Annotated in this window: 19 protein-coding genes, 1 tRNA gene and 1 pseudogene; 14 read left to right on the forward strand and 7 right to left on the reverse strand. The window is 58.0% G+C overall.

All coding sequences use genetic code 11. The features are described 5' to 3' along the window. Window positions 1-50 precede the first annotated feature (50 nt). Complete coding sequence (locus C7H10_RS13580) at window positions 51-1,478, forward strand: aminotransferase-like domain-containing protein (protein ID WP_061331675.1); 1,428 nt, start codon at window positions 51-53, stop codon at window positions 1,476-1,478. Here C7H10_RS13580 and C7H10_RS13585 read toward each other — a convergent pair. Both C7H10_RS13585 and C7H10_RS13590 read right to left on the reverse strand, forming a co-directional pair. Then, a complete protein-coding gene (locus C7H10_RS13585) occupies window positions 1,459-2,115 on the reverse strand; it encodes a response regulator transcription factor (protein WP_061331676.1) in 657 nt (218 codons plus the stop codon). The two genes, C7H10_RS13580 and C7H10_RS13585, sit on opposite strands and share 20 nt — an antisense overlap. Before the next feature lie 7 nt (window positions 2,116-2,122). Further along, the gene (locus tag C7H10_RS13590; RefSeq protein WP_106695326.1) at window positions 2,123-3,613 is read right to left on the reverse strand and encodes a sensor histidine kinase; all 1,491 of its coding nucleotides are present in this window, start codon (window positions 3,611-3,613) and stop codon (window positions 2,123-2,125) included. A gap of 149 nt (window positions 3,614-3,762) precedes the next feature. Between C7H10_RS13590 and C7H10_RS13595 the strand changes: the two genes are divergently transcribed. The 5 genes from C7H10_RS13595 (at window position 3,763) to C7H10_RS13615 (ending at window position 10,149) form a co-directional block, all read left to right on the forward strand. Further along, a complete protein-coding gene (locus C7H10_RS13595) occupies window positions 3,763-5,391 on the forward strand; it encodes an acyl-CoA synthetase (protein WP_106695327.1) in 1,629 nt (542 codons plus the stop codon). A 95-nt stretch (window positions 5,392-5,486) separates the two neighbouring features. After that, window positions 5,487-6,857 carry a solute carrier family 23 protein gene (locus C7H10_RS13600; RefSeq protein WP_106695328.1) on the forward strand — a complete coding sequence of 457 codons (1,371 nt, stop codon included), beginning with the start codon at window positions 5,487-5,489 and terminating at the stop codon, window positions 6,855-6,857. 246 nt (window positions 6,858-7,103) lie between these two features. Then, on the forward strand, window positions 7,104-7,922 hold the full coding sequence (locus C7H10_RS13605) for a metal-dependent hydrolase (RefSeq protein ID WP_106695329.1): 819 nt from the start codon (window positions 7,104-7,106) through the stop codon (window positions 7,920-7,922). 118 nt (window positions 7,923-8,040) lie between these two features. Beyond that, on the forward strand, window positions 8,041-8,991 hold the full coding sequence (locus C7H10_RS13610; protein ID WP_106695330.1) for a DegV family protein: 951 nt from the start codon (window positions 8,041-8,043) through the stop codon (window positions 8,989-8,991). A gap of 132 nt (window positions 8,992-9,123) precedes the next feature. Beyond that, on the forward strand, window positions 9,124-10,149 hold the full coding sequence (locus tag C7H10_RS13615; RefSeq protein WP_106695331.1) for a hypothetical protein: 1,026 nt from the start codon (window positions 9,124-9,126) through the stop codon (window positions 10,147-10,149). A 111-nt stretch (window positions 10,150-10,260) separates the two neighbouring features. On the opposite strand, the gene fdxA is transcribed toward C7H10_RS13615, so the two are convergent. Together fdxA and mutS are read right to left on the reverse strand one after the other, a co-directional pair. Further along, entirely contained in the window at window positions 10,261-10,584 is a 324-nt protein-coding gene (gene fdxA / locus C7H10_RS13620) for a ferredoxin FdxA (protein ID WP_011785560.1), read from the reverse strand. Between the two features lie 163 nt (window positions 10,585-10,747). Continuing rightward, window positions 10,748-13,381 carry a DNA mismatch repair protein MutS gene (mutS, locus tag C7H10_RS13625; protein ID WP_106695332.1) on the reverse strand — a complete coding sequence of 878 codons (2,634 nt, stop codon included), beginning with the start codon at window positions 13,379-13,381 and terminating at the stop codon, window positions 10,748-10,750. Between the two features lie 103 nt (window positions 13,382-13,484). On the opposite strand from mutS, the gene pncC reads away from it, so the two are divergent. The 3 genes and pseudogenes from pncC to C7H10_RS13640 all read left to right on the forward strand — a co-directional run. Beyond that, window positions 13,485-13,985, forward strand: a complete 501-nt coding sequence (gene pncC, locus C7H10_RS13630) for a nicotinamide-nucleotide amidase (protein ID WP_106695333.1) — start codon at window positions 13,485-13,487, stop codon at window positions 13,983-13,985. Between the two features lie 163 nt (window positions 13,986-14,148). Next, window positions 14,149-15,192, forward strand: a complete 1,044-nt coding sequence (gene recA, locus C7H10_RS13635) for a recombinase RecA (RefSeq protein WP_106695334.1) — start codon at window positions 14,149-14,151, stop codon at window positions 15,190-15,192. Window positions 15,193-15,414: 222 nt separating this feature from the next. After that, window positions 15,415-15,879: pseudogene (locus tag C7H10_RS13640) on the forward strand (flavodoxin family protein); the annotation flags it as partial. A 3-nt stretch (window positions 15,880-15,882) separates the two neighbouring features. On the opposite strand, the gene C7H10_RS13645 reads toward C7H10_RS13640, so the two are convergent. Continuing rightward, entirely contained in the window at window positions 15,883-16,380 is a 498-nt protein-coding gene (locus tag C7H10_RS13645) for a PilZ domain-containing protein (protein WP_341865219.1), read from the reverse strand. A 119-nt stretch (window positions 16,381-16,499) separates the two neighbouring features. Here C7H10_RS13645 and C7H10_RS13650 point away from each other — a divergent pair, with 119 nt between their 5' ends. From C7H10_RS13650 to C7H10_RS13660, 3 genes are read left to right on the forward strand one after another with little or no spacing between them, the layout of a single operon-like run. Next, the gene (locus tag C7H10_RS13650) at window positions 16,500-18,908 is read left to right on the forward strand and encodes a Lon protease family protein (protein ID WP_072677737.1); all 2,409 of its coding nucleotides are present in this window, start codon (window positions 16,500-16,502) and stop codon (window positions 18,906-18,908) included. A gap of 38 nt (window positions 18,909-18,946) precedes the next feature. Further along, complete coding sequence (gene fixJ, locus C7H10_RS13655; protein ID WP_058093114.1) at window positions 18,947-19,567, forward strand: response regulator FixJ; 621 nt, start codon at window positions 18,947-18,949, stop codon at window positions 19,565-19,567. A gap of 51 nt (window positions 19,568-19,618) precedes the next feature. Continuing rightward, window positions 19,619-21,184, forward strand: coding sequence for an ATP-binding response regulator (locus C7H10_RS13660; RefSeq protein ID WP_106695335.1), 1,566 nt, complete (start codon window positions 19,619-19,621; stop codon window positions 21,182-21,184). A 47-nt stretch (window positions 21,185-21,231) separates the two neighbouring features. Here the strand turns inward: C7H10_RS13660 and C7H10_RS13665 are convergent, their stop codons facing one another. Further along, window positions 21,232-22,104, reverse strand: coding sequence for a MaoC family dehydratase (locus tag C7H10_RS13665; RefSeq protein ID WP_106695336.1), 873 nt, complete (start codon window positions 22,102-22,104; stop codon window positions 21,232-21,234). Window positions 22,105-22,351: 247 nt separating this feature from the next. On the opposite strand from C7H10_RS13665, the gene C7H10_RS13670 reads away from it, so the two are divergent. Both C7H10_RS13670 and C7H10_RS13675 read left to right on the forward strand, forming a co-directional pair. After that, complete coding sequence (locus tag C7H10_RS13670) at window positions 22,352-23,383, forward strand: AraC family transcriptional regulator (RefSeq protein WP_058093117.1); 1,032 nt, start codon at window positions 22,352-22,354, stop codon at window positions 23,381-23,383. Between the two features lie 122 nt (window positions 23,384-23,505). Next, window positions 23,506-23,582: transfer RNA gene (locus C7H10_RS13675), tRNA-Asp, on the forward strand. A 24-nt stretch (window positions 23,583-23,606) separates the two neighbouring features. Here the strand turns inward: C7H10_RS13675 and C7H10_RS13680 are convergent. Then, on the reverse strand, window positions 23,607-24,650 hold the full coding sequence (locus C7H10_RS13680; RefSeq protein ID WP_106695337.1) for an AraC family transcriptional regulator: 1,044 nt from the start codon (window positions 24,648-24,650) through the stop codon (window positions 23,607-23,609). Window positions 24,651-24,730 lie beyond the last annotated feature (80 nt).

The raw sequence follows: 24,730 nt of genomic DNA on the forward strand, positions 1-24,730 counted from the left end.
TCGGTTCTGGTGGAATAGAGCTTATAAAGCACGGCACGGCGGAGAACACGATGGGCATGCTCTACAACCAGGTGGCGGACCAGCTTCAGGCGCTGATCCTTGATGGTGTATACCGGGAAGGGGAGCGTGTGCCCGGTGTGCGGGTATTGAGCCGGCAATTCGGTGTCAGTATTTCAACCGTGCTGCAGGCCCACCAGACTCTGGAAGCCCGAGGTTACCTGCAGGCCCGGGAACGCAGCGGGTATTTCGTGCGCCGGCCAGCCCGGGATTTGCCGGAACCAAGAATGACGGAACAGCGCAGTCGTCCGGTACCGGTGTCTGCCCGGGAAATGACCCTGGACCTGTGTGCCGATGAACAAAAGCGTATGGTGCCCCTGGCCACGGCCATTCCGCACCCGGACTACCTGCCGGTCAGGCAGATTCAGCAGAGCACGTTATGGGCGGCGAGGCGAGGCCTGGAAACCCTCGACTATGCGTTTCCGGGCAAGGAATCGTTCCGGCGCCAGATTGCGCAGCGAATGGCCACCATCGGAGTGCCCATTGCGCCAGATGATGTGCTTGCCACCAACGGAGCCCAGGAGGCCATCATTCTGGCCCTGCGGGCAGTGACCCAACCCGGGGATATCGTCGCCGTGGAGTCACCTTCGTTTCCCGGCATCCTGCAGGCGCTGGAAGTGGTGGGCCTGCGGGTGATTGAAATCCCCACCCACCCGTCAGACGGCATCAGTCTTGAAGGCCTGCAGCTTGCCCTGGAGCAGTGGCCCTTGAAAGCCTGCGTGGTGGTGCCGAACCACAGCAACCCCATGGGTGCCCGGATGAGCGACGAGCGCAAGCAGCAGCTGGTGTCCATGCTGGCGGCTGCCGGGGTGCCATTGATTGAAGACGATATTTACGGCGACCTTTTCCATACCGGCGAGCGCCCGCGCCCGGCCAAAGCTTTTGACCTGGCGGATAACGTGATTTACTGCAGCTCATTCTCCAAGACCATCTCTCCGGGGCTGCGGCTTGGGTGGATGATCCCCGGTCGGCATATGGCCGCCGCCCGGCAACACAAATATTTTGTGAATCTGGCAACTTCCACCATCCCGCAGCTGGCAGTCGCCCATTTTCTGGAACAGGGTGGTTATGACCGTTACTTACGCTCGGCCCGGCAGCACTACAAGGAGTCCACAGACCGGCTTCGTTCGGCTATTGCCAGAACCTTTCCGGAGGGCACTGCGGTGAGCCGGCCCCAGGGCGGGTTTGTGCTCTGGGTTCAGCTGCCGGAGGGGGTGTCGGGTACCGAGGTGTATCACCGGGCGCGGGGAGAGAATATAAACGTCGCCCCGGGGCGGATGTTCTCCACCGCCAACAAGTTCGACAACTGCCTGCGGCTGAACGGCGGCAATCCCTGGACCGGCCGGATTGAAGCCGCGGTCGACCGCTTGGGCGCCATCGCCCGGGAGGTGCAGTCGGGGGTCAGCCCGGACCGGTTCTGAGATTTGCCGGGTCGAGCAGTCCAGCGGCAATGGCAATGCCGGTGACATCCGGCAGCCGTTCTGCGCCCAGGCGCTTCATTACCCGAGCCCGATACAGGTCGATGGTTTTAACGCTGACATCCAGCTGTTCGGCGATTTCCTTACTGGTGTAGCCCTGGGCCAGGGGCAGAAAGACATCCCGTTCCCGGCGGGTGAGGGTGCTGATCAGTGCTTCGGTATCCGCATCGGAGCGAACGGGTGGCTCGGGTTCGGCGGGTGCCTGTAGTGCCTGCTGCACGCTGTCCAGTAACAACTGCTCATTGAAGGGCTTCTCGATAAAATCAAAGGCGCCGGATTTGAAGGCGCGCACCACTATGGGCACATCGGCATGGCCAGAGACAAAAATAATCGGTATCTCCAAACCCCGTTTTTGCAGTTCTTCCTGAACATTCAGCCCGCCAAGGCCGGGCATCCGGATATCCAGAATCACGCAACCCGGGCGTTGGTCTTCCACGGCATCCAGAAACTGCCGGCCATCACTGTAGGCTCTGACTTCAAGCCCGACCGATTCCAACAGCCATTGGGTGGACTCCAGCATACCGGCATCGTCATCAACAACGTAAACGGTGTTGGCGTTTGACTGGGTGGTACCAGACATCGGGGGCTTACTCCTGGGTTGGTTTGTGGGTGCATCGGTTGTTGCCGGGAGGGAACCGGCAGATCAGCGAAAGGCCGCCGGTGTCTGTGCGGGTGGCATCCAGAAAGCCGCCAAATCCCTCAATGATGGAACGGCTCATGGACAGCCCAAGTCCCAGCCCCTTGGCCTTGCTGGTGTAGAACGGCTGGAACATCTGGCGTATGCCTTCGTCGTCCAGCCCCGGGCCTTCATCGATGACCTGAATCAGGGTTTCCTGTTGGTCGTTGACGCAGGTGCTGACCACAATCCGGGAAGGGCCTGCACTGTCTTTGTCTGCCCCGGCTTCCACATTGGCCTCGATGCCGTTACGGATCAGGTTGATCAACACCTGTTCAAGCAACACCGGGTCTGCGGTGATGGTGGGAGAGTCTGCGGCCAGGTTCTCATAGATCCGGACGCCGTTCTTCTCTGCCTCCCACTGGCACAGGCGTGCAACCTCGGTAATCACCGAATTCAGGGATACCGGGCCCATGCGCTTCTGGCCTTTACGCAGGAACGCCCGAAGACGTTTGATCACCTCGGAAGCGCGGTTGGCGTGGTGCACGATCTTTTGCAAGCCGTCGTCTACCTTCAGCAGCTTCTCGGGATGTTGGTCTGCTTCCTTTAGAAAGCGCTGGCTGGCGGACGCGAAATTCACAATTGACGCCAGTGGCTGATTCATCTCATGGGCAATGCTGGAAGCCAGTTCACCCAGGGTAGCCAGGCGGGCCGTGTGGGCCAGTTCATCTGCCAGCAGCCGGTTCTGCTCCTCGGATTCCACCCGGGCGGTGATGTCACGGGATACGCTGATCACCTCCACCACGGCGCCGGTATAGGTCTCCCGGATGGCGCGGCTGGCAATCTCGAACCAGCGGCGGCTGCCGTTGCGGTGAATAATCTCCAGCGTCATGGTGGCGTAGCCGTCTTCCCGCAGCCGGTGGCGGGTCAGGGCCAGTTGCTCGGCCACGTTTTCCCCCTGGAACACCTCTTCCAGGGCCTTGCCCCGGAGCTCTTCCGGCCAGTAGCCCAACAGGCGCCAGGACGCTGGCGTGGCATCAATGAATCGTCCGTCCGGGGCATGCCGCGAGATCAGGTCTGTGGTGTTCTCGGTGATCAGCCGGTAAAGGCGGTTGGAGCGAACGGCTTCTTCCAGGGTGAGGATATCGTTGGTGGCATCACGGCCCCGAACCAATACTTCCCCGCTGTCTGGATCCGGAATGAAGCTCCACAGAAAAATATGGTCGGCAAACCGGGATTCCACGTTTTCAATGGCTCGCCCCTGTTCCAGGGCTGATTTCACAAGCGCTGCCGCGTTCACCGGTAAAAGGTGCTCCGGATGGTCCAGTTCTGCGCGTTGGACGAGGGAATCGGCCGCATGATTACTGGCCAGGACCTCTAATGTGCGACCGACCACGAGAGTGGGTTGTGGGTCATTAGGGACCAGTTGGCTGAAAACGCGGGCTTTTTTAGGGTTGCTCATAAAGTTATAGTAGTAATCCTATAATACCATAGTAGAGTTTCTAGTATTTGTTCTATCTTCTACCATTTCGGGCAATCTGGAGTATAGCTGCTTTGGCTATTCTTCTGAATATGCCATAAGAACAACATCTGAGTTAGAGGACCACGCCAATGACTTCGATCTTCGACCAGGGCCTTGCGCCCCGGGATGCCAACTACGCAGTTCAGTCCCCCATTGATTTTATCGAGCGCACCGCCAGTGTGTACCCGGATTATCCGGCCATCATCCACGGTGCCATCCGTCGTAACTGGGCAGAAACCTATGACCGTTGCCTGCGTCTGGCCTCTGCCCTGAAAGGCCGGGGTATCGGCCGGGGCGATACCGTGGCGGTGATGCTGCCTAACATTCCTGCCATGGTGGAATGCCACTTTGGCGTGCCCATGATCGGCGCAGTACTGAACACCCTGAACGTGCGCCTGGATGCCGAGGCCATTGCCTTCATGCTGGAGCATGGTGAAGCGAAAGTCGTGATTGCCGACCGCGAATTCGGCCAGGTCGTTAAAGATGCGATTCGTCACCTTGAGCACAAGCCCCTGGTGATTGATGTGGACGACCCTGAGTACGGCGAGGGTGTTCAGGTCAGTGACCTCGACTACGAAGCCTTCCTGCAGGAGGGTGACCCCGAGTTTCAGTGGAGCTTCCCGGCCGATGAGTGGGATGCCATTTCCCTGAACTACACCTCTGGCACCACGGGTAACCCCAAAGGTGTGGTTTATCACCATCGCGGCGCCTACATCAACGCTTTGGGTAACCAGGCCGTTTGGTCCATGGGTATGCACCCGGTGTATCTGTGGACCCTGCCGATGTTCCACTGCAATGGCTGGTGTTTCCCCTGGACCATCACCGCCATGGCTGGCACCCACGTATGCCTGCGCCGGGTAGACCCTGAGAAGATCCTGCAACTGATCCGTGACCACCAGGTTACCCACATGTGCGGCGCGCCGATTGTTCTGAACGCACTGCTGAACGCGTCTCCGGAAGCGAAAGCCGGTATCGACCACGAAGTGAAGTCCATGACCGCCGGCGCGGCGCCCCCCGCCCAGGTGATTGGCTCCATCGAAGAAATGGGTATCAAGGTGACTCACGTTTACGGTCTGACCGAGGTGTACGGCCCGGTCACCGTCTGTGCCTGGAAGTCCGAATGGGATGAACTGCCATTGCGGGAGCGTGCCCAGATCAAGGCGCGCCAGGGCGTTCGTTATCACACCCTGGGCGGTACCATGGTGGCTGACCCCAACACCATGCAGCCGGTCCCGAAAGATGGCAAAACCATCGGCGAGATCTTCCTGCGCGGTAATACCGTGATGAAAGGTTACCTGAAGAACCCCAGTGCCACGGAAGAAGCCTTCCGGGGTGGTTGGTTCCACACCGGTGACCTGGCCGTGTGGCACGAAGACGGCTACATGGAAATCAAGGACCGCCTGAAAGACATCATCATCTCCGGCGGTGAGAATATCTCCACCATCGAGGTGGAAGACACCCTTTACCGCCACCCGGCGGTGATGGAAGCGGCGGTGGTTGCCCGCCCGGATGAGAAATGGGGCGAAACGCCCTGTGCTTTCATCACCCTCAAGCCAGAGGCAGGGGATGTGTCTGAAGAAGACATCATCAATTTCTGCCGCGAGCACCTGGCCCGGTTCAAGGTGCCCAAAACCGTGGTCTTCTCGGAGCTGCCGAAAACATCCACCGGCAAGATCCAGAAGTTCGTGCTGCGGGACCAGGCCAAAGATCTGAACTAATCCCCCTGAACGGCGGCATCTTTCGGTGCCGCCACACCTCGTCACAAAAACAACATTGACTGGCACCCTTTACCGGCGTGCCCGGAGGTAATGCAATGCAAATGTTCCACAGAAAAAACGGTGAAGAACAGCCGTTCTGGCCCGCGGGCCCTTTCAAAATCCGTCTGCCGTTCGTCCACTATCGTTGGGAGTTCGCAGAGATGGTCCAGGCCCTGATCATGTTCGTGGTCAGTTTGGCGATGATTCCCCTGCTTGAAACCTATCTCGGCGTACCCTACGAGGTGGCCCTGGCTTATGTAGTGATCTGCGGTATCGGTTTTATGCTGCCGGCGCTGCTGGGCGTGCCACTGGTTCCCGGCTGGATAACCCCGGGTATTCCTGTGGTGCTGCTGTTCCTCTCGGACTACGAGCCTGGCCCGGAGGCCATTCAGGCGCTGTTCGCCCTGCAATTCCTGGTGTTCCTGATCTTCCTGATTCTGGGGGTTACCCGCCTGGGCAGTAAACTGGTTGAGTGGATTCCGCGCTCCATGAAGGGCGGTATCATTATCGGTGCGGGTATTGCAGCACTGATGGGCGAAATTGAGGCTGGTGGCCGTCTGGCCAACACGCCCATTTCCCTGATTGTCGGTGGCCTGGTGTGTCTTTACCTGATGTTCTCGGTGTCCTTCAAGGGCTTCGTCGATAAGAGCAATATTGCCCGCAAGATTGCCAACTACGGCATGGTGCCGGGCATGGTTGTGGCGATCCTGGTTGGTTTTGCCACTGGTGAATACGCTGTACCGGATGTGCAGTGGGGCATCACCAAGCCGGCCTTTGACCAGCTGTGGAACTACCTGCCGTTTACCGTAGGTTTCCCGGATCTGAATATCTTCCTGTATGCGATCCCGACTGCGGTTATCGCTTACGTGATTGCCTTCGGCGATATCGTGGTGGGGCAGTCCCTGATGAACCGTGTCGACCACCTGCGTAAAGACGAAGACATCGACAACAGCATTGACCGTGTTCACCTGGTAACTGCTATCCGTAACGGTGGCCACGCGTTCTTTGCGCCATACCCTGGCCTTGCTGGTCCAATCTGGACAGCGGTCACCGCCACCATGGCCGAACGCTACAAGTATGGCCGTAACGCCATGGATTCCATCTACAGCGGTGGTGGTACTTTCTGGATTACCGGCTTTATTGCCCTGTTTGTCCTGCCGCTGGTGAGCTTCTTCCAGCCGGTGCTGCCGATTGCGCTGTCGCTGACCCTGCTGCTGACCGGTTACATCTGTTTGATGGTGGGCCTGGAGCAGCTGGAGAACAACACTGAGCGAGGCATTGCCGGCACCATGGGTGTGGTTCTGGCGGTGTATGGCGCAGGCTGGGGCCTGGCGACCGGTGCGGTTCTCTACTACCTGATCGAACGCACTCATTTACTGAAATTCACTTCCGACCCGGAGGCCCCGGGCGCCGAGAAGAGCCAGTAACACTGAACCCGGTGCCGCTATGAAGATGGCGGCACCAACCCACTGTGTGTCCTTGGGAGGCTTGATGCCTCCCTTTTTTTGTTTGTGCCAGTGTGCTGACAGTTTGTCATTTCATGACAAATTGTCGAATTTGTCAGGCTGGCCCCTTCCGGTTATCTGGAATACGGGGGTACACTGGCCGAACTGGTGAAAATTTATCCGATGTCGAGTGCTTTAATAACAACAAACCGACAACAGGGGGCCGAAATGACCATCAGTTCCACACCGGACGGCGTCGCCGTCAAACCCAGGCATCTGCGTTTTGATGTAAGGGATGAGTTGAAAACCCTTTGGCACGGCAACGATGCCTTCCGCACCGCATTCTTCAATGCCTTGTCGCTGCAGTTTCCCGACGGAGAGCAGCAATTCATTAACGCCGTTCGCCTGTACCGGGACCAGATTACCGACCCTAAGCTCAAGGAAGAGATCAAAGGCTTTCTCGGCCAGGAAGCCCTGCACAGCCGAGAGCACAAAGATTACAACGAAGCCCTGAAAGCCCGTGGCTATGATATCGATGCCCTCGACGCGCGCTTCCGCAAGCACATGGACTGGGTAGGGCGGTTGCCGCCCAGCCGCCAACTGGCGGGCACCTGTGGTGCAGAGCACTACACCGCCGTGCTGGCCAACGCCATTCTCAGTCACCCCGAGTGGATGGAGGGCGCTACGCCGACAATGCAGAGGTTATGGCGCTGGCATGCCATTGAGGAAACCGAGCACAAGTCGGTGGCGTTCGACGTATACCGGGCCTGCGTTGGCAATGAGCGGTTGCGCCGGATTGTCTTTCTGTTTGTCACCTGGAATTTCTTCAAGTACACCTTCATCAACACCTGCAGCCTGCTGAAGACGGATGGCAAGCTCTGGAGTCTGAAAACCTGGTTAGGCGGGCTGAATTTTCTCTGGGGGAAGCCCGGCGTTCTGCGCAAGTGCCTGCCGGAATTCCTGGCCTACTTCCGGAAAGGTTTCCACCCATGGCAGCAAGACAACCGGCGGCTCCTGGAACATAACCTGAAAGAACTGGAGGTTTGACAGCCTGAGGTGGGTGCTGAAATTTTCACCAATCTGTGCAAAACTGTAGTCCGACAAAAATAATGACAATAAAGGGCATGCCCATGTGAGGTGTTGCCCGCACCCGGAGACACACAGCATGCGAGTAGGCCTGATTGTAGATTCCGCCTGTGACCTGCCCTATGACTTTGCCCGCAAGCACGACCTGTTCGTTCTGCCGGTAACCGCTATTATCGACGGCCAGACCTACACCGATAAACATTGCCCGGTTCGTACCCAGGAGTTTTATCAAAGTGGCCTGCTGGGCAAAGGTCATGAAGCGGAAACCAAAGCCTACACTGCCGAACAGATCCATGACCTGTTCATGGAAAAGATCGTGACCGAGTTCGATGTGGCCATCTGCGAAACCGTCACCAAAAGCCGTAGCCAGATTTTCCAGAACGCCGCGGAAGCCATGAACTCGGTCATGGCTCATTACGAGGAGGCCCGTAAGGCCGCTGGCCGGGATGGCAAGTTCTCCATGCGGGTGATCGACAGTAAACAGATCTTTGCCGGGCAGGGTTTGCTGGCGGCCCATACTCTGAAACTGATTGAGCAAAAGCTTTCCAAGAATGCCCTTCGGCATGAGGTCGAGACGTTTACCGACAAGATCTATACCTGTGTGATTCCCCGAGATCTGCACTATATACGCGAGCGTGCCCGGCGCCGTGGTGACAAAAGCGTCTCGGCGTTTGCCGCGTTCCTGGGTAAGGCCCTGAACATTGTCCCGGTGATCTTTGGCCAGGGTGCCGAAGGCAAACCCGTGGTTAAAACCCGTAACTTTGATATGGCAGTCGAGAAAGTAATGAATTACGCGGTCGCCCGGGTGGAGGCTGGTTTACTGACGCCTTACGTCAGCTTGTCCTGCGGCCTGACCTGGACGGAGATCGAAGATCTGCCAGGCCTGAATCGCTTGCGCGATGCCTGTGAAAGCAATGGGGTAGAGCTGTTGCTGTCACAAATGGGTATTACCAGTGCCATCTACGTGGGCCCGGGCAGTATCTGCCTGGCCCTGGCCGCCGAGCCCCATACCTTCAACGATTTCCAGTAGCCTCCAGGCCCGTCGGCCCAGACTGGCCCTGCATTGCCCCAGCCGGGGTAATTCCGGCGAACCCGCGCCAGGCCAGTTCGTGTTAGCCTCGTTGGCAACGTTCAGGACCCTAGCCAAAAGGATGCCCGGTTTATGTCAAAGACAAGCCCAAGCCTTGCCGATACTTTGTTGGAAGCACACGTCAAACATGAGATGTCTGCTCTCAAAGGGGCGAAACTGAAAAAGTTCATCGATAACGAGGTGGACGAACTGCTCGATCACGCGGGCAGTGTCACCCTGAAACGACTGGTGAGCGCGGACCAGGTGATGGGCGTGATCCAGCGTATTGTGGTGGATATGGAGCTGGACGCCGGTATTCCGGAGCTGGCCGCAGAAATGGCGACCGAGGTCATGAATGCCTCGGTCCAGTCTGACACCACCCTGGGCGAGATCCTGTCTCGTGAACAGGCCAGCGGGTTCATCGAAGAAGCCCTGGAGCTGCGTCACCAACGTGAGCGCATTATTGCCGAGATCATGGCGCACCCGGTCTACCAGGAGCTGGTGTCCAACGTGGTCTACCACGGTCTGGTCAATTACCTCTATGAAGACAACCTGATTACCCGGTCTGTGCCTGGTGTTGGCTCAATGATGAAGTTCGGCAAGAAAATGGCCAATAGGGCGGTGCCCGGGCTGGACGAAACGTTCGAGCGGCGCATCAAGGCCTGGTTGGCAGACAGTTTGCCGGGGCTGATTTCCCGCAGTGAACAATTCCTGCACAAGGCGCTGTCTGATGATGAACTGAGAGATACCGTGATGGCTGCCTGGGTATCCCTGGAAGGTCGCACCATTGCCGAGCTTAAAGAGGGGCTGGGCGATGTGGAGTTGCAGGAGTTCGTGGTGATGGGGTACGAGTTTTGGCTGAATTTCCGGAAAACCGGCTACTTTGAAGGCTGCGCCAGGGCGGTGGTGGAGCATCTTTTTGCCAAGTATGGCGATCGCCCGGTCATGGACCTGTTGCAGGATGTCGGGGTGACTCGAGAGGTTATCGTGACCGAAGTGGAATCCCTGGCGCTGCACATCGTGGAGGTGTTGGCCGAGGAGGGCTACCTCGAAGCGCTGGTACGCCGGCGTTTGGGAGCATTCTATCGATCTGCAGCAGCCAAGAAATTGCTGGCTTAGTCTGTTTGGCGGCTTCCTTGCCCTGAGCCCGTCAAGACCCGGGCTCAAACAAAAAGGCCGGACGATGTTTGTCGTCCGGCCTTTTTGTTGTTGAAGTAATGCTGGAGGTTCTTAGCGCTCCAGGTACTTCAGTTTGTCAGGCTTGCCGTCCCACTCTTCAGCGTCTGGCAGCGGGTCTTTCTTCTCGGTGATGTTCGGCCATTTGCCAGCCAGCTCGGCGTTGATCTCAACGAACGCTTCCTGGCCCGCCGGCAGTTCGTCTTCAGAGAAGATGGCCTCGGCCGGGCACTCGGGCTCGCACAGGGCGCAATCTATGCACTCGTCCGGGTCAATCACCAGAAAGTTGGGGCCTTCGTAGAAGCAGTCCACCGGGCAGACTTCCACGCAGTCGGTGTATTTGCACTTGATGCAGTTATCAGTAACGATAAACGCCATAGTCAGATCCCTGGTTCGTAAAGTAATCGGTCTCATCAGGAGCCCTGATGTTCCGGCCCCATCTATAATTTTGTGCGCGATATTGTAGGGAGCGCCCCCCGCAGCCGCAAGCGTTGGGCTGCTATAACCTTATTACACAGATCAAGTTTGGCCCAGTTTTCTGTTATTTTGCCAGCAAAGCTTTCAGCTCATAGAGCTGATTGAGGGCATCCCGTGGTGAAAGTCCATCAATGTCCAGTTTTTGCAAGGCGTTCTCTACAACGCTCGGCTCCGCGCTGGCAAACATATCGCCCTGAAACACCGATTCCACGGCAGCCGGTTGTTTAGCCGTTTTAGGGGCTGGTGATGGCGCTGCAGCGGTACCGCCTGTAGCTCCCTTGGACGGGCCGGCGCTGCCTTCCAGATGCGCGAGCTGCGCCTTGGCATTGCGAATCACATCCTGGGGCACGCCCGCCAATTTGGCCACTTGAAGGCCATAACTCTGGCTGGCCGGGCCGTCGTGTACATTGTGCAGGAAAACGATGGAGTCGTCGTGCTCGGTGGCCGTCAGATGCACATTCACCGCATGTTCCAGATCATCCGCCAGTTGGGTCAGTTCGAAGTAGTGGGTGGCGAACAGGGTGTAGCAACGAATGTCCTTGGCCAGGTGCTCAGCCGTGGCCCAGGCCAGCGACAGGCCGTCAAAAGTACTGGTGCCGCGGCCCACCTCATCCATCAGTACCAGGCTGTGATCGGTGGCGTTGTGCAGGATGTTGGCGGTTTCGGTCATTTCCACCATAAACGTGGAGCGGCCGCCGGCAATGTCATCGGAAGAGCCCATGCGGGTGAAAATCCGGTCTACCGGCCCCAGCACCGCCCGGTTGGCGGGCACAAAGCTGCCGGTGTAGGCCAGCAGGGCAATTAACGCAGCCTGGCGCATGTAGGTGGACTTACCGCCCATGTTCGGGCCGGTGATCACCAGCATTCGCCGCTTCGCATCCATCAGCAGGTTGTTCGGCACGAAGGGCTCGTCGAGCAATTGTTCCACCACCGGATGGCGGCCTTCCTCCACATCAAAGCCCGGCTCTTCGGTGAATTCCGGAGCAGTGAAACGCAGGCTGGTGGCCCGCTCGGCAAAGTTGCTGAGCACATCCAGTTCCGCCAGGGCCTGGGCGGCGTCCTGCAGCGGTGCCAACTGCTCGGCGACGGTTTCCAATACGTCGTCGTACAGGCCTTTTTCCCGGGCCAGGGCCCGGCTCTTGGCGCTCAGGGCCTTGTCTTCAAATTCTTTCAGTTCCGGCGTGATGAACCGCTCGGCGTTTTTCAGGGTCTGGCGGCGGATGTAATCCACCGGCGCCTGGTCTGACTGGGCCCGGCTAATCTCGATGTAGTAACCGTGCACCCGGTTGTAGCCCACTTTCAGCGTGGAAATGCCGGTGCGTTCGCGCTCGCGGGTTTCCACATCCAGCAGGTACTGGCCAGCGTTCTCGCTGATGTTGCGCAGATCGTCCAGTTCTTCGTCGAAGCCTTCGGCAATCACGCCGCCGTCCCGGATCACCACGGGCGGGTTGTCAATAATGGCCCGCTCCAGCAGGTCCGCCAGTTCCGGGTATTCGCCAATAACCGTGGCCAGCTTCACCAGGTGATGTGAGTTAACGGGCTTTAGAGCCTCCTGCAGCCCCGGTAAGGTCTGGAACGCATCCCGCAGGCGTGCGAGGTCCCGGGGGCGGGCTGAGCGCAGCGCGACTCGGGCCAGAATCCGCTCGATATCACCCACTTGCTTGAGCAGATCGTGGATTGGCTCGTAATGGAAGCCGTCCAGCAAAGCTGACACCGCCTGCTGGCGCTGGCGGACGACCTCCACATTCCTGAGCGGCCGGTTCAGCCAACGGCGCAACTCCCGGGCGCCCATGGCCGTGGCCGTGCGGTCCATTACCCAGGCCAGGGTGTACTGCTGGCCGCCCATCAGGTTGGTATCTATTTCCAGGTTGCGGCGGCTGGCGGCGTCCAGGATCACCGCATCTTCCCGACGCTCGCGGGTCAGTTTGCGGATGTGGGGCAGGGCGGTACGCTGGGTTTCCCGGGCGTACTGCAGCAGGCAGCCGGCGGCGCAGATCGCCAGGTGCAGGTCTTCACAGCCAAAACCGGTCAGGTCTTTAACCTGCAGCTGTTGGGTAATCACCCGCCGGGCGGAATCCATCTCAAACAACCAGGGGCCCTGGCGACGAACCCCGGTGAAGCCCTCCAGCACATCGCTGTAAGGGAAGTCCTCGCTGATCAGAATCTCCGCCGGCCGCAGGCGCTGCAGCTCCCCCTGCAGAGCTTCCAGGCTTTCCAGCTCTGCGACCGCAAACCGGCCACTGGAGATGTCCAGCGACGCGAAGCCGAACTGCTCCTTATGACTGAAAATCGACACCAACAGGTTGTCCCGCCGGTCTTCCAGAAACGCCTCGTCGCTCAGGGTGCCCGGTGTCACCACGCGCACCACCTGACGATCAACCGGCCCTTTACTGGTGGCCGGGTCGCCAATCTGCTCAGCAATAGCGATGGATTGACCTGCGCGCACCATGCGGGCAATGTAACCTTCAGCCGCATGGAAAGGCACGCCCGCCATCGGGATGGGGTTGCCCCCGGACTGGCCCCGGGCCGTCAGGGTAATGTCCAGAAGTTCCGCTGCTTTCTTGGCGTCGTCGTAAAACAGCTCATAGAAATCACCCATGCGATAAAACACCAGCTCGTTCGGGTGTTCCCGCTTGATCTTCAGGTACTGCTGCATCATCGGGGTGTGCTTGGAAAGATCGGTCTGGGCTACTGACATGGGTTTGTCCGGTTGATCGTACTTTTGGGTGAAAGCGGGGATTGTAAGAAAATAATGCCCGTGATGAAACGAAGGGTTTGGCAACAGACACAGGGAGATTGTTATGCAGGCCTCTGACCAACAACTGGAGAGCGCTGGAAACACGCTGGGTGAATGGCTCGCCGAGCACGGTAAAACCATCGCCACCGCAGAAAGCTGTACCGGCGGCTGGGTGGCCAAAGTGCTGACTGACCGGGCGGGGTCGTCTGCGTACCTTATGGCCGGGTTGGTGACCTACAGCAACGAGGCGAAACAGGCCATTCTGGGGGTTGAAGAATCGGTGCTCGCCGAATATGGCGCGGTGAGCGAGCCAGTGGTTCGCCAGATGGTCGCCGGTGCCATCCGCGCTGCGGACGCTGACATAGCCGTGGCCATAAGCGGCATTGCCGGCCCTGGCGGCGGCAGTGATGAAAAGCCCGTAGGCACCGTATGGTTCGCCTGGGGCACCGGCCCGGACCGCATCGAAACCAGCACGCAGTGCTTTGACGGCGACCGGGATCAGGTACGCCGAAAGTCGGTTTTGTATGTTCTGCAAGGGGTTACGGAGTTTCTGAAAACACTGTGACGTTTTTCACCCGGGCAGGGGTTGGTCTCAGCGAAGGCTTATGTTTTAATACTGTTCAAATATACAGGAAAACACTGGATGCCTCCGGTGTCATCGCTTTGAATTTCGCTGCTGTCGGCCCAATCGCGGCTCAGCAGCCCCGGCAAATGAGGGTCAGGTACCAATGGAAGACAATCGCAAGAAAGCACTCAGCGCAGCACTCGGCCAGATTGAGCGCCAGTTCGGCAAAGGTGCCGTGATGAAAATGGGCGACCAGCCCCGTGAAGCCATTCCAGCGGTATCCACCGGTTCCCTCGGGCTGGACGTAGCCCTGGGTATTGGCGGCCTGCCTTACGGCCGGATCGTTGAAATCTACGGCCCGGAAAGCTCCGGTAAAACCACGCTGACCTTGCAGGTGATTGCGGAAGCCCAGAAGGCCGGCAAAACCTGCGCCTTCATCGACGCCGAGCACGCGCTCGACCCCATCTACGCGGAAAAGCTGGGTGTAAACGTAGACGACCTGCTGGTGTCCCAGCCAGACACCGGCGAACAAGCCCTGGAAATCGCCGACATGCTGGTGCGCTCTAACGCTATCGACGTGATCATCGTCGACTCCGTTGCCGCACTGACACCGAAAGCCGAAATCGAAGGCGAGATGGGCGACAGCCACGTAGGCCTCCAGGCCCGCCTGATGTCCCAGGCCCTGCGTAAACTGACCGGTAACGTCAAACACGCCAACTGCCTGATGGTCTTCATCAACCAGATCCGTATGAAAATCGGCGTCATGTTCGGCAGCCCGGAAACCACCACCGGCGGTAACGCCCTGAAATTCTACTCCTCCGTACGCCTGGACATCCGCCGCATCGGTGCTGTCAAAGAGGGCGACGAAGTGGTCGGTAACGAAACCCGCGTAAAAGTCGTCAAGAACAAGGTATCTCCGCCCTTCAAACAGGCCGAGTTCCAGATCATGTACGGCAAGGGCATCTACCACATGGCCGAAGTTCTGGACATGGGCGTAAAAGAAGGCTTCGTCGACAAATCCGGCGCCTGGTACGCCTACAACGGCGACAAAATCGGCCAGGGCAAAGCCAACGCCTGCAAGTTCCTGGAAGAGAACATGGACATCGCCAACGAAATCGAAGCCAAGGTTCGCGACAAACTGATGCCCAAGCCGGTGAAGAAAGAAGCGGCAGAAGCGCCAGCGGAAGCGAGCGGCGAGTTGCTGTAATCTCTACGTTCAGCATTTCATAATGTGCGCTGTTGATAATATGCCGGACGGCGATCTGCAGTGACTGGTGGTCGGGGCAGGGGAACTTCCTCCCGGGAATCTCGGAGGCCATGGATGGCCGGAGCGAAGCGCACAGGGATGTGCTCGTAGCGTTTCCCGGGAGGAAGTTCCCCTGGCTTGACCTCGCACCAATGAGCGGTGACATGGGAGGTCGGACCCCAAATGAAAAAGAAGCGACTACTCATCGTAGCCCACGCCCCATCCCCAAATACCCTGAAACTCCGAAACGCCACAGAAAAAGGCGCCCGTAACCCCGACATCGAAGCCGTCGAAGTCGTGGTAAAAGCCCCACTCGATGCCGGCCCCGAAGACATCCTCGCCTGCGACGCCATCATCCTCGGCACCACCGAAAACCTCGGCTACATGTCCGGCGCCCTCAAAGACTTCTTTGACCGAAGCTATTACCCCTGCCTCGAGAAAACCCAGGGACTGCCCTTTGCCTACTACATTCGCGCCGGCCACGACGGCACCGGCACCCGCCGCGCCATAGACAGCATCACCACCGGATTACGCTGGAAACGCATACAGGAGCCATTGCTGTGCAGGGGAGATTACAGGGATGAATTCGAGCAACAGTGCGAGGAACTGGGCATGTACGTGGCGGCCAGCCTGGATGCTGGCCTGATCAGATTAACTGGCGAACCGGTTGTAAAAACCCTCAATCCGGGAAAGCGCATTGTCGATCGCTCTCGAGTAGCCTTTCTTGTCGAGACAGTAGCTGAACTGCAGACTCACACGGAAGCCCGTCTGAAACGGCTGGCACGACACCACTCGGGCATCAATGCGCGACTCGCTGATGTATTTACCCTCAATATCCAGGAACAAATGCGCCCCGGAGTCTACCGGCCGAGGGCACAGCACCGCCATACCGTAACGATTGAGGTCCAGGCAGGTTACCGCCACTGGCTGCTTCCCGCGACCAAAGAACGCCCTCTCACGGAGTTGCACCCTGAGACACGACGCCGAAAAACGATCCTTGATGCGGCGATCTGCGGAATAATTCGTCATTGCTTTGACCATCACCCGTATTGTACTTGTTGTATCCGGAATCCGTCCGGGCATGGAAGTGTAGTAATCGACGGCCTGCCTGAAAAATGACCAAGGGGGAATTTGTGACCCGGTTGGCATATTGTCACGAATCCGGCCTCTTCCGATAAATGCGGCGCGGATAGGCGACAGCTTGAAGCTCAAACACTACAATGCGAGCGACAGTTACTACTCAAAACCGAACTCAACGGGAATCGAACTTGAAGTCATTGCCCTTGCATCAGCTCTACAAAGCCTGCGTTCTTAAAGATCTGCCATTCAAAACCACCCGGCAACTGGAGCCGCTGGCCGAGATTGTTGGCCAGAACCGCGCCCAGGAAGCGGTGCGTTTTGCGCTCGCCATGCCCCACGGTGGTTATAACGTGTATGCGGTCGGTCGCAATGGCTTGGGTAAGCGCACCATGATGCTCCGGTACCTGGAACACCACGTCGATACCGAACAGCAGAGCCACGACTGGTGTTACGTGGCCAACTTCGACGAGCCACGCAATCCGCGTCTGCTGCAACTGCCGGCAGGGATGGGTACCCAGCTCAAGCAGGACATGGACAAGCTGATGTCCCGGTTGGTGAAGGTGATTCCCCAGACGTTTGACAGTGACAGTTTCCTGGAGCGCTCCGAGCACCTCAAGAACGAGTACGGCAAAAAGCAGGAAGACGAGCTCGAGAAAGTCGCCAAGCAGGCGCGGCGCAAGAAAGTCAGCCTCACGGTAACCACACCGGGTGGCTATCGGCTGGTTGCCATGAATGGTGATGAACCCCACACCGTGGAGAGCTTCCAGGCGCTGACCGACGAGCAGCGTGACAAGTTTGAAGACACCATCAACGCCCTTGAAAAGAAGCTCCGCCAGGCCCTTCGCAAGCTGGCCGATTGGGAGCAGGAGTACGCCGAGAAGCAACAGGCATTGAACCAGGAAACCCTCGAAGGCATCTCGGGCCACCAGATTGATGAGTTGGTCAAGCGCTACAACGACCAGCCAGACGTGGTTTCCTATCTTGAAGCCGTTCGCAAAGATCTGGTCGACAACCTGGATATCTTCCTTGAGGACGATGAAGAGCAGGCGGCGATCGCCTACGCCTCACTGGACAAGAAAACGCCCCGGCGCTACGTGATCAATGTGCTGGTGCACCAGAAAACCAATGAAGTGCCGGTGGTGGTGGAAGACAATCCCACCTACCACAACCTGTTCGGGTACGTGGAGAACGTCACGTTCAAAGGCACCGTGTTCACCGACTTCTCCCTGATTCGACCGGGCAGTCTGCACAAGGCCAATGGCGGTTACCTGCTGATGGATGCCATCAAGGTGCTGGAGCAGCCGTTTGTCTGGGACGGTCTGAAGCGCGCCCTGCGCTCCCGCACCCTGCAGATCAATTCCCTGGAGCGGGAGCTGACGCTTTCAGGGACCATTTCCATTGAGCCGGAAGCCGTACCTCTGGATGTTAAAATCGTGCTGTTTGGCGATCGCGAAACCTGGATGCTGCTGCAGGAATACGATTCCGAGTTTGCCGAGCTGTTCCGGGTGACGGCCGATTTCGAAAACGAGATGTACCGTACCGAGGAGAGCCAGCTGCTGTATGCCAAGTTCATTGCCAGTCTGGTGGTGGAGAAGAAGCTGCTGCACTGCACCAATAAAGCGGTGGCCCGTATAATCGAGCACAGCGCTCGCATGGCCGAACATCAGAACAGGCTCTCGCTGCATGCAGCGGACATCGCCAACCTTTTACGGGAATCCGATTTCTGGGCCCGACAGGCGGGTGCCAAACTGATCTCTGAAGTGCACGTTGAGCGCGCGCTGGAGAGTGCCCGTTACCGTAGCAGCCGTATCCGGGATCATTTTTACGATTCGGTTCGGGACGGCTCCACCCTGGTGACCACAACCGGCACCTGCGTCGGTCAGGTGAACGCCTTGTCGGTGCTGTCGACCGGCGGTTTCGAGTTTGGTCTTTCCAACCGGGTAACCGCAACCTGCTACTATGGTGATGGCGGTGTCATGGACATCGAGCGGGACGTGAAGCTGGGTGGCAATATCCACTCCAAGGGCGTGATGATTCTCAGCTCCTGGCTGGCCTCCCATTTTGCGGTGAATGACCCGATGCACCTGTCGGCCAGTCTGACCTTCGAGCAGAACTACGGCGAAGTGGACGGCGACAGCGCCTCCCTGGCCGAGCTGTGCGCCTTGATCTCTGCACTGTCTGGTATTCCGGTGCGGCAGGATCTTGCGATTACCGGCTCGGTGAACCAGTTTGGCGAGGTGCAGCCGATCGGCGGCGTCAACGAAAAGGTCGAAGGCTTTTACGCCACCTGTGAGCTAAAGGGCGGCCTGACAGGCTCCCAGGGTGTGATTATTCCGGTCACCAACGTGCAGAACCTGATGCTGGACAGCGAAGTGGTCAAGGCATCCAAGGCGGGCAAATTTGCTGTATACCCGGTTGCCCGTGTGGAGGAGGCCATTACACTGTTGCTTGGCAAACCGGCGGGCAAGGCCGATGACAAAGGCAGGTACCCCAAGCAAAGCGTTTTTGGCATTATCCAGCAACGGCTCGAGAAAATGCGGGAACATGAACGGCAGGAACATGCCAGGGACGATCACAAAGATCCGTCCATCCACTGACCGGCTCCATAATAAAACGGACAGGAGAAAACAGATCCATGACTGATATCCAGCAGACTGTGTATGTGGTAGAGGACGACGAGGCCGTCCGCGATTCACTGGAATTGTTGCTGAAATCCGATGGCAAGCCGGTGAAAACCTATGAAAGCGCCGGCTCTTTTCTGGCAGATTATTCTGACCAGATGGCGGGCTGCATTGTGCTGGATATCCGTATGCCGGGTATGGACGGCATGGAGTTGCAGAAAAAACTCAACGACAAGCATTCGATTCTGCCCATTATCTTCGTGACGGGGCATGGCGACGTTCCTATGGCTGTCGATGCCATGAAGGAAGGTGCCGTCGACTTTATCCAGAAGCCCTATCGCGAGGAAGCTCTTCTGGAGAAGATCGAGGCGGCGCTGGAGCAGGATCGTGAGCAGCGGAAATCCCTGGATGAACGCCAGGAGATCGTTCGCCGTATCAAGAGCCTGACACCCCGTGAGCGTGAAATCATGGATCGGATGATTGCGGGCCAGGCCAACAAGGTGATCGCCATCGAGCTTGAGATCAGCCAGCGCACCGTTGAGATTCACCGGTCCCGTGTGATGCACAAGATGGGCACCCATTCATTGGCACATCTGGTGCGTATGGTTCTGTCCGTAAAGGAACTTATCGACTAGGTCTGTCGGTGTCGTCATCATACAATGACGTTTTTAACCGGCCATGTTTCTATGACTGAAGTTGTCAGTGAGAACTCCGAGGTGACGGTTCTGCTGGTTGATGACAACCCGCAGAACCTGAAAGTCCTCTACGAGACCCTGAAAGACAAAGGCTACCGGCTTCTGATCGCCAACGAAGGCGAGAAAGCATTGGACCTTGCCCACCGCCATCATCCGGAAGTGATTCTGCTGGATATCATGATGCCGGAAATGGACGGCTATGAGGTGTGTGAGCGCCTGAAAGCCGATCCGGAAACTTCAGATTGTGCCGTTGTATTCCTGTCAGCCCTGGACGACCTGCAGGCCAAGGTGAAAGGCTTCAGCCTGGGTGGTGCAGACTACATCTCCAAGCCATTCCAGTCCCTGGAAGTGATTGCAAGGGTTAAAACCCACGCCCAGGTGATTCGCCTCGAGCGGGAACTCCAGGCCCGGAACCGCGAGCTGCAGAGCGATCAGGCGCGCATCCTGAACTCCATCAGCGAGGGTATCTACGGCCTGGACGAGAACGGCATCATCGAATTTGCCAATCCCGCAGCCGCCATGATTATGGGATGCCCGGCGGAAGACCTGATCGGCAAGAGTTTTTTTGAACTGCACTTTTCGACGGCGGCGGAGTGCCAGGACAGCCTGCCGGTGATGGCCACCTGCCGGCAAGGTGTGGCGGAAAACCAGCGTGATATCCGGCTGTTGCGTGCCGATGGCAGCGGTTTCCCGGCGGAGTATCGTTCCACGCCCAAGCTGGATGACGGCGAGCTGCATGGCGCGGTGGTTGTGTTCCGGGATATTACCGTGGAACTGGATAACGAACTGGCCCTGGAAGAAGCGCGGGCACTGGTCCAGGAACAACGGGATCAACTGGCCCACACATCACGCCTGACCACCATGGGTGAGATGGCCGCAGGGTTTGCCCACGAGGTCAACCAACCGCTGACCGCTATCACCAATTATGCCCGGGTGTCCAAGCGCATGATGGCCAAGGAGCAACCAGACCTTGTGTTGCTTCAGGAAACCCTCGACAAGATCGAAGCCCAGTCGCACCGGGCCAGTGAGATTATTCGCCGCATCCGACGGTTCATGAAGAAGCCTGCCACTGGTAAGGAAGTCCTGTCTGTTCCGGTGCTGCTGGAGGATACACGGCAGTTTGCGGAAGTGGATATGAGGAACAACGAGGGCGGTATTGATGTCCGCGTTGAAGATGACCTGCCAGACGTACTGGCGGACCCGGTTCAGGTGCAGCAGGTTGCCCTTAACCTGATCCGTAACGCCCTTGAAGCCACTCGCAGTGCCGAATCATCCACGCCTGTGGAAGTTAGCGCCCGCCGATGCGGTGACCAGTGTGTGCGCATTCAGGTGCTCGATCATGGGGTGGGTGTGCCGGAGGATGCCGAGGAAAAGCTGTTTCATCCCTTCTACACCACCAAGGATGAAGGCATGGGCATTGGTCTGGCCACCTGCCGGTCCCTGATTCAGGCCCAGGGTGGCGACATTGGCTATGAGCGTCCGGAAGAGGGTGGTGCCTGCTTCTACTTCACGCTGCCTGTTGCCAATGCTGAGGGGAAGCCCTGCGCAGTAGATTGAGCATTGATCTGGCGTCGAGCGGCCAGATCGATGCGTTTATCCCGCCGTTATAGCCATTCAATACGACCACTCAGGTGTGGCGCATCGCCTTTGCTGTTCAGGAGCTGGTAATCCCAGGCGTCGCTGGCGGTCTGCCAGTTCAGTTGGGCGGTGCCGGGCAGAAACAGGGGTTTCTTGAACTGACAGCTCACCCGCACCGGGCCGGAATGCCAGTCGGCCTGCTGTTCCAGTAATGACAGCGCCCGGGCTTTGCTCCACATGCCGTGGGCAATGGCCCTTGGGAAGCCAAAGGCTTTGGCACTCAAAGCGTGCATGTGAATCGGGTTGCGGTCCCCGGATACCTGGCCGTACCGTCGCCCAAGGTTCTCCGGTGCCGTAATAGACTCGCTGAACGGATAGGTTTCGAGTTTGGGCGGTTGCGCTTTTGGCTTGCCACTTTCTGCATTTGCCATCCGGAACAGGTTGGTGCTTACCTCCTCCCAGATCAGCCGGCCCGCAGAGCGCGCTTCGGTGATCAGGTCGAACTCGATGCCGCGCTCCGTGCTTTGCTGATTGCCCAACGTAACCCGGATATCCAGGTTTTCGCCGGTCTGGATGGGTCGGTGTTGGGTGATGGTGTTGCGCAGATGCACAAGGCCCAGCAGGGGCAGTGGAAACCGTTTGTCGGTCAGCAATTTCAGGTGCAGCGGGAAAGCAAGGATGTGCGGCCAGGTCATGGGCAGGGTGGAGCCAGGCTTGAATCCGCACACGTTCAGATAGCGGGACAACATCGGCGTATCTGTAGCCACGCCCAGCAGCTCAGCCTGCAATTCCGGAATTTTTGTGTTGGCACCGGGCTTGTGTGATTTGGGCAGCAGTGCTCTGCCGAACATGGGCAGCAGAGAGGGTGGGGTGCTGCGATAAATCAGTGGTTCTGTCATGGTATTCATCTCCCTTGTTGGCCTGCTCGGCCGGGTAATTTCCCGTGAATCAGTAACGTAATTACCGATTTTCTCTACATTCTGGTACAACTGTGCGTCTGTGGCCTGATATGCTCTAATGTAAGACGAAAGTCGTGGCGGCCTCGCAGTCTGGCAAACCCCTCCAGATCGGGCATTGACCCGCCGTGCCATGAGCACTGTCCGGTGGGTCAAAGTAGTAACCATATAAATAAAATAGCGGGATACTATGCAGGAACTACGTGATGCGGGCGTGATGTTGCGCCTGATTTATGAGGCGATGAAGAAAAAGGGTATCGATACCGATGCCATATTCAGCCGCCTCGGCGTTGACGAGAACTACGTCTACACAGACCAGCTTCGCACTCCCCACAGCGCCCAGCTTTACTTCTGGCAGGTGGTGGAGGATGTCTCCGGCGACCCGGACATAGGCCTGCACCTGGGGCCGCTGTTGCCCGCCTACAAGGGCCAGGTTCTCGAATACCTGTTTCTCAGCAGCCCAACCTTCGGAGAGGGACTGCGCCGGGCTCAGAACTATCAGCGCTTGCTGAGCGATGCCGCCAATACCGATTTCTTCATTGAAGGCGAAGAAGCCTGCATGGTGCTGGACGCCGCCTCCGATGAGATTCGCAAGCTCAAGCACTTCAATGAATGTTTCGTACAGGGGCTGATTACCTTCTTCAAGTCCATCACCGATGGCAACTTCTACCCATCACGAATCGAGTTCGAGCACGGGCGCGAGCAGGGGGCCGAGCACGTGCGCGAGGTTCTGGGTTGTAACGTGGTTTTTGGCGCAGAAGAAAACCGGTTGTATTTCCCCGCTGCGATGCTGTCCCACGCCTCTCCCCACGCCGAACCGGAACTGTTGGCGCTGCACGAGCGCTTTGCCAGTGAACAGGTGGCGCGGCTAGAGAAAAAAGACATTGTCGGTCAGGTGGAGCGCATCATCGCCGAGCTGCTGGACAGCGGCGAGGTGACCCTGGATGCCGTTGCGGAACGGCTGGGTATCAAACCAAGAACCTTGCGCACCCGGCTCACCGAGGCGGAAACCAGCTTCAACCAGGTGCTGGCGGATTTCCGCTATCGACTGGCGCGGCAGCTCCTTGCGACCACCGATGAGTCCATTGATGAAATTGTGTACCTCACCGGTTTTTCCGAACCCAGTACGTTCTACCGGGCCTTCAAGCGCTGGTCTGGTATGACGCCCATCGAATACCGGAAAACGGCCCAGGGCAAGGATGCCATGGTTGACGCCATGTAACCGGGGGTTTGGAAAAATCTGAAAAAAGTTCAGTAAAAGCGTTGACATAAACGGGGGCCTCTTTATAATGCGCCCTCGTTGTCACCGAGCAGTCAGCAAACAGGCTGTTAGGCAGCAAACGCGGAGCGGTAGTTCAGTTGGTTAGAATACCGGCCTGTCACGCCGGGGGTCGCGGGTTCGAGTCCCGTCCGCTCCGCCATTTTATCCCCCCCCTTGCGTTACCTTAGTTACTTCCCTTGATGTGTTTCCGGTATTCTCCCGGGCTTATGCCATACCAGCGCCGATAGGCCTTGTGGAAGGCTGGTGGGTTCGCGAATCCCAATAGCCAGGCGATTTCCGAAAGCGAACTGTTGGTCTCCTGCAAATAGTCTTGTGCCAGTTGTCGTCGAGTGTTATCCAGCAACTCCCGAAAGCCGGTTCCCTCACTGGCAAGCTGTCGTTGCAGTGTCCAGGGTGTTGTTCCCAGTCGGTTGGCCAGGGTTTCAATAGTGGGTGTTTCTCCCCGCAATAACGGCGTCATCAGGTACCGGGCCCTGTCAGCCACACTCCAGCCTTTGCGAATCTGCTGCAGCTCCTGTTCACACCAGGAGGTCAGTTTTTCGTGCATACCTTGGTGCGCCTGGCTCGGTGCCTGAAGCCAAATGCTCTCCTTCACGCGAATCGAGTTTTCCTTCGCGCCGAATTCCACGGGGCAACGAAACCAGCTCTCGAATACCTCGTCCAGTCCGATCGAGGGGTACTCAATACGCACCCGTTCCAGGATGTCGTAGCGGCCGGTCATGTGTCTGATCAGTTGGGTCCAGGCGGCAAGGATGGAGTCCACCACAAAGTAGTTGTACTGGTTGTATGGACTGATCGAATAGAAACAGGCCTTACGATGTTCAGCCGCCAGACTTGGCTCGCCTCTGGAGTTCCGGCTGCTTAGCAGCGCATACCGTATCAGTGTGGCAAGGGACTGGTGTACGGAACCGGCGGTTTCTGCGGCCAGGCCGGCAATGCCGGCGTCGATGGGGCGGGTCAGGGCGCCCATGCGCAGGCCCAGGGCGGGGTTGCCCGTTGTGGCGATGGCAGCCTGGCCCAGGCGCATGAACCTCGGAATGCTGATGCGTCCTTCCGGCGCGGCCAGCTCAGGGTCGTTCAGATGGAACTGGGATTTCAGCTTTTCGGCATCGCCTCCCTCGGCCTCAGTGGCACGCAGCAACACGGAAGCATAGAGCAGGCTGATGTCGCCCAGCGAATTCTGGTTGGGTCTGGATGCATCGGTCATGATCGTATTATCGGTGTAATCCGGGGATAATAAAATGTTCTTTTTGGATATTGTTGCGCTGGCGGGAGCTGGGTAGTGTA

Source organism: Marinobacter shengliensis, assembly GCF_003007715.1.
GTDB lineage: Bacteria > Pseudomonadota > Gammaproteobacteria > Pseudomonadales > Oleiphilaceae > Marinobacter > Marinobacter shengliensis.

Coding starts and splice junctions, on each gene's coding strand:
- C7H10_RS13580 (WP_061331675.1), top strand. CDS start 51: ATGGGCATGCTCTACAACCAGGTGGCGGACCAGCTTCAGGCGCTGATC.
- C7H10_RS13585 (WP_061331676.1), bottom strand. CDS start 2,115: ATGTCTGGTACCACCCAGTCAAACGCCAACACCGTTTACGTTGTTGAT.
- C7H10_RS13590 (WP_106695326.1), bottom strand. CDS start 3,613: ATGAGCAACCCTAAAAAAGCCCGCGTTTTCAGCCAACTGGTCCCTAAT.
- C7H10_RS13595 (WP_106695327.1), top strand. CDS start 3,763: ATGACTTCGATCTTCGACCAGGGCCTTGCGCCCCGGGATGCCAACTAC.
- C7H10_RS13600 (WP_106695328.1), top strand. CDS start 5,487: ATGCAAATGTTCCACAGAAAAAACGGTGAAGAACAGCCGTTCTGGCCC.
- C7H10_RS13605 (WP_106695329.1), top strand. CDS start 7,104: ATGACCATCAGTTCCACACCGGACGGCGTCGCCGTCAAACCCAGGCAT.
- C7H10_RS13610 (WP_106695330.1), top strand. CDS start 8,041: ATGCGAGTAGGCCTGATTGTAGATTCCGCCTGTGACCTGCCCTATGAC.
- C7H10_RS13615 (WP_106695331.1), top strand. CDS start 9,124: ATGTCAAAGACAAGCCCAAGCCTTGCCGATACTTTGTTGGAAGCACAC.
- fdxA (WP_011785560.1), bottom strand. CDS start 10,584: ATGGCGTTTATCGTTACTGATAACTGCATCAAGTGCAAATACACCGAC.
- mutS (WP_106695332.1), bottom strand. CDS start 13,381: ATGTCAGTAGCCCAGACCGATCTTTCCAAGCACACCCCGATGATGCAG.
- pncC (WP_106695333.1), top strand. CDS start 13,485: ATGCAGGCCTCTGACCAACAACTGGAGAGCGCTGGAAACACGCTGGGT.
- recA (WP_106695334.1), top strand. CDS start 14,149: ATGGAAGACAATCGCAAGAAAGCACTCAGCGCAGCACTCGGCCAGATT.
- C7H10_RS13645 (WP_341865219.1), bottom strand. CDS start 16,380: ATGCCAACCGGGTCACAAATTCCCCCTTGGTCATTTTTCAGGCAGGCC.
- fixJ (WP_058093114.1), top strand. CDS start 18,947: ATGACTGATATCCAGCAGACTGTGTATGTGGTAGAGGACGACGAGGCC.
- C7H10_RS13660 (WP_106695335.1), top strand. CDS start 19,619: ATGACTGAAGTTGTCAGTGAGAACTCCGAGGTGACGGTTCTGCTGGTT.
- C7H10_RS13665 (WP_106695336.1), bottom strand. CDS start 22,104: ATGACAGAACCACTGATTTATCGCAGCACCCCACCCTCTCTGCTGCCC.
- C7H10_RS13670 (WP_058093117.1), top strand. CDS start 22,352: ATGCAGGAACTACGTGATGCGGGCGTGATGTTGCGCCTGATTTATGAG.
- C7H10_RS13680 (WP_106695337.1), bottom strand. CDS start 24,650: ATGACCGATGCATCCAGACCCAACCAGAATTCGCTGGGCGACATCAGC.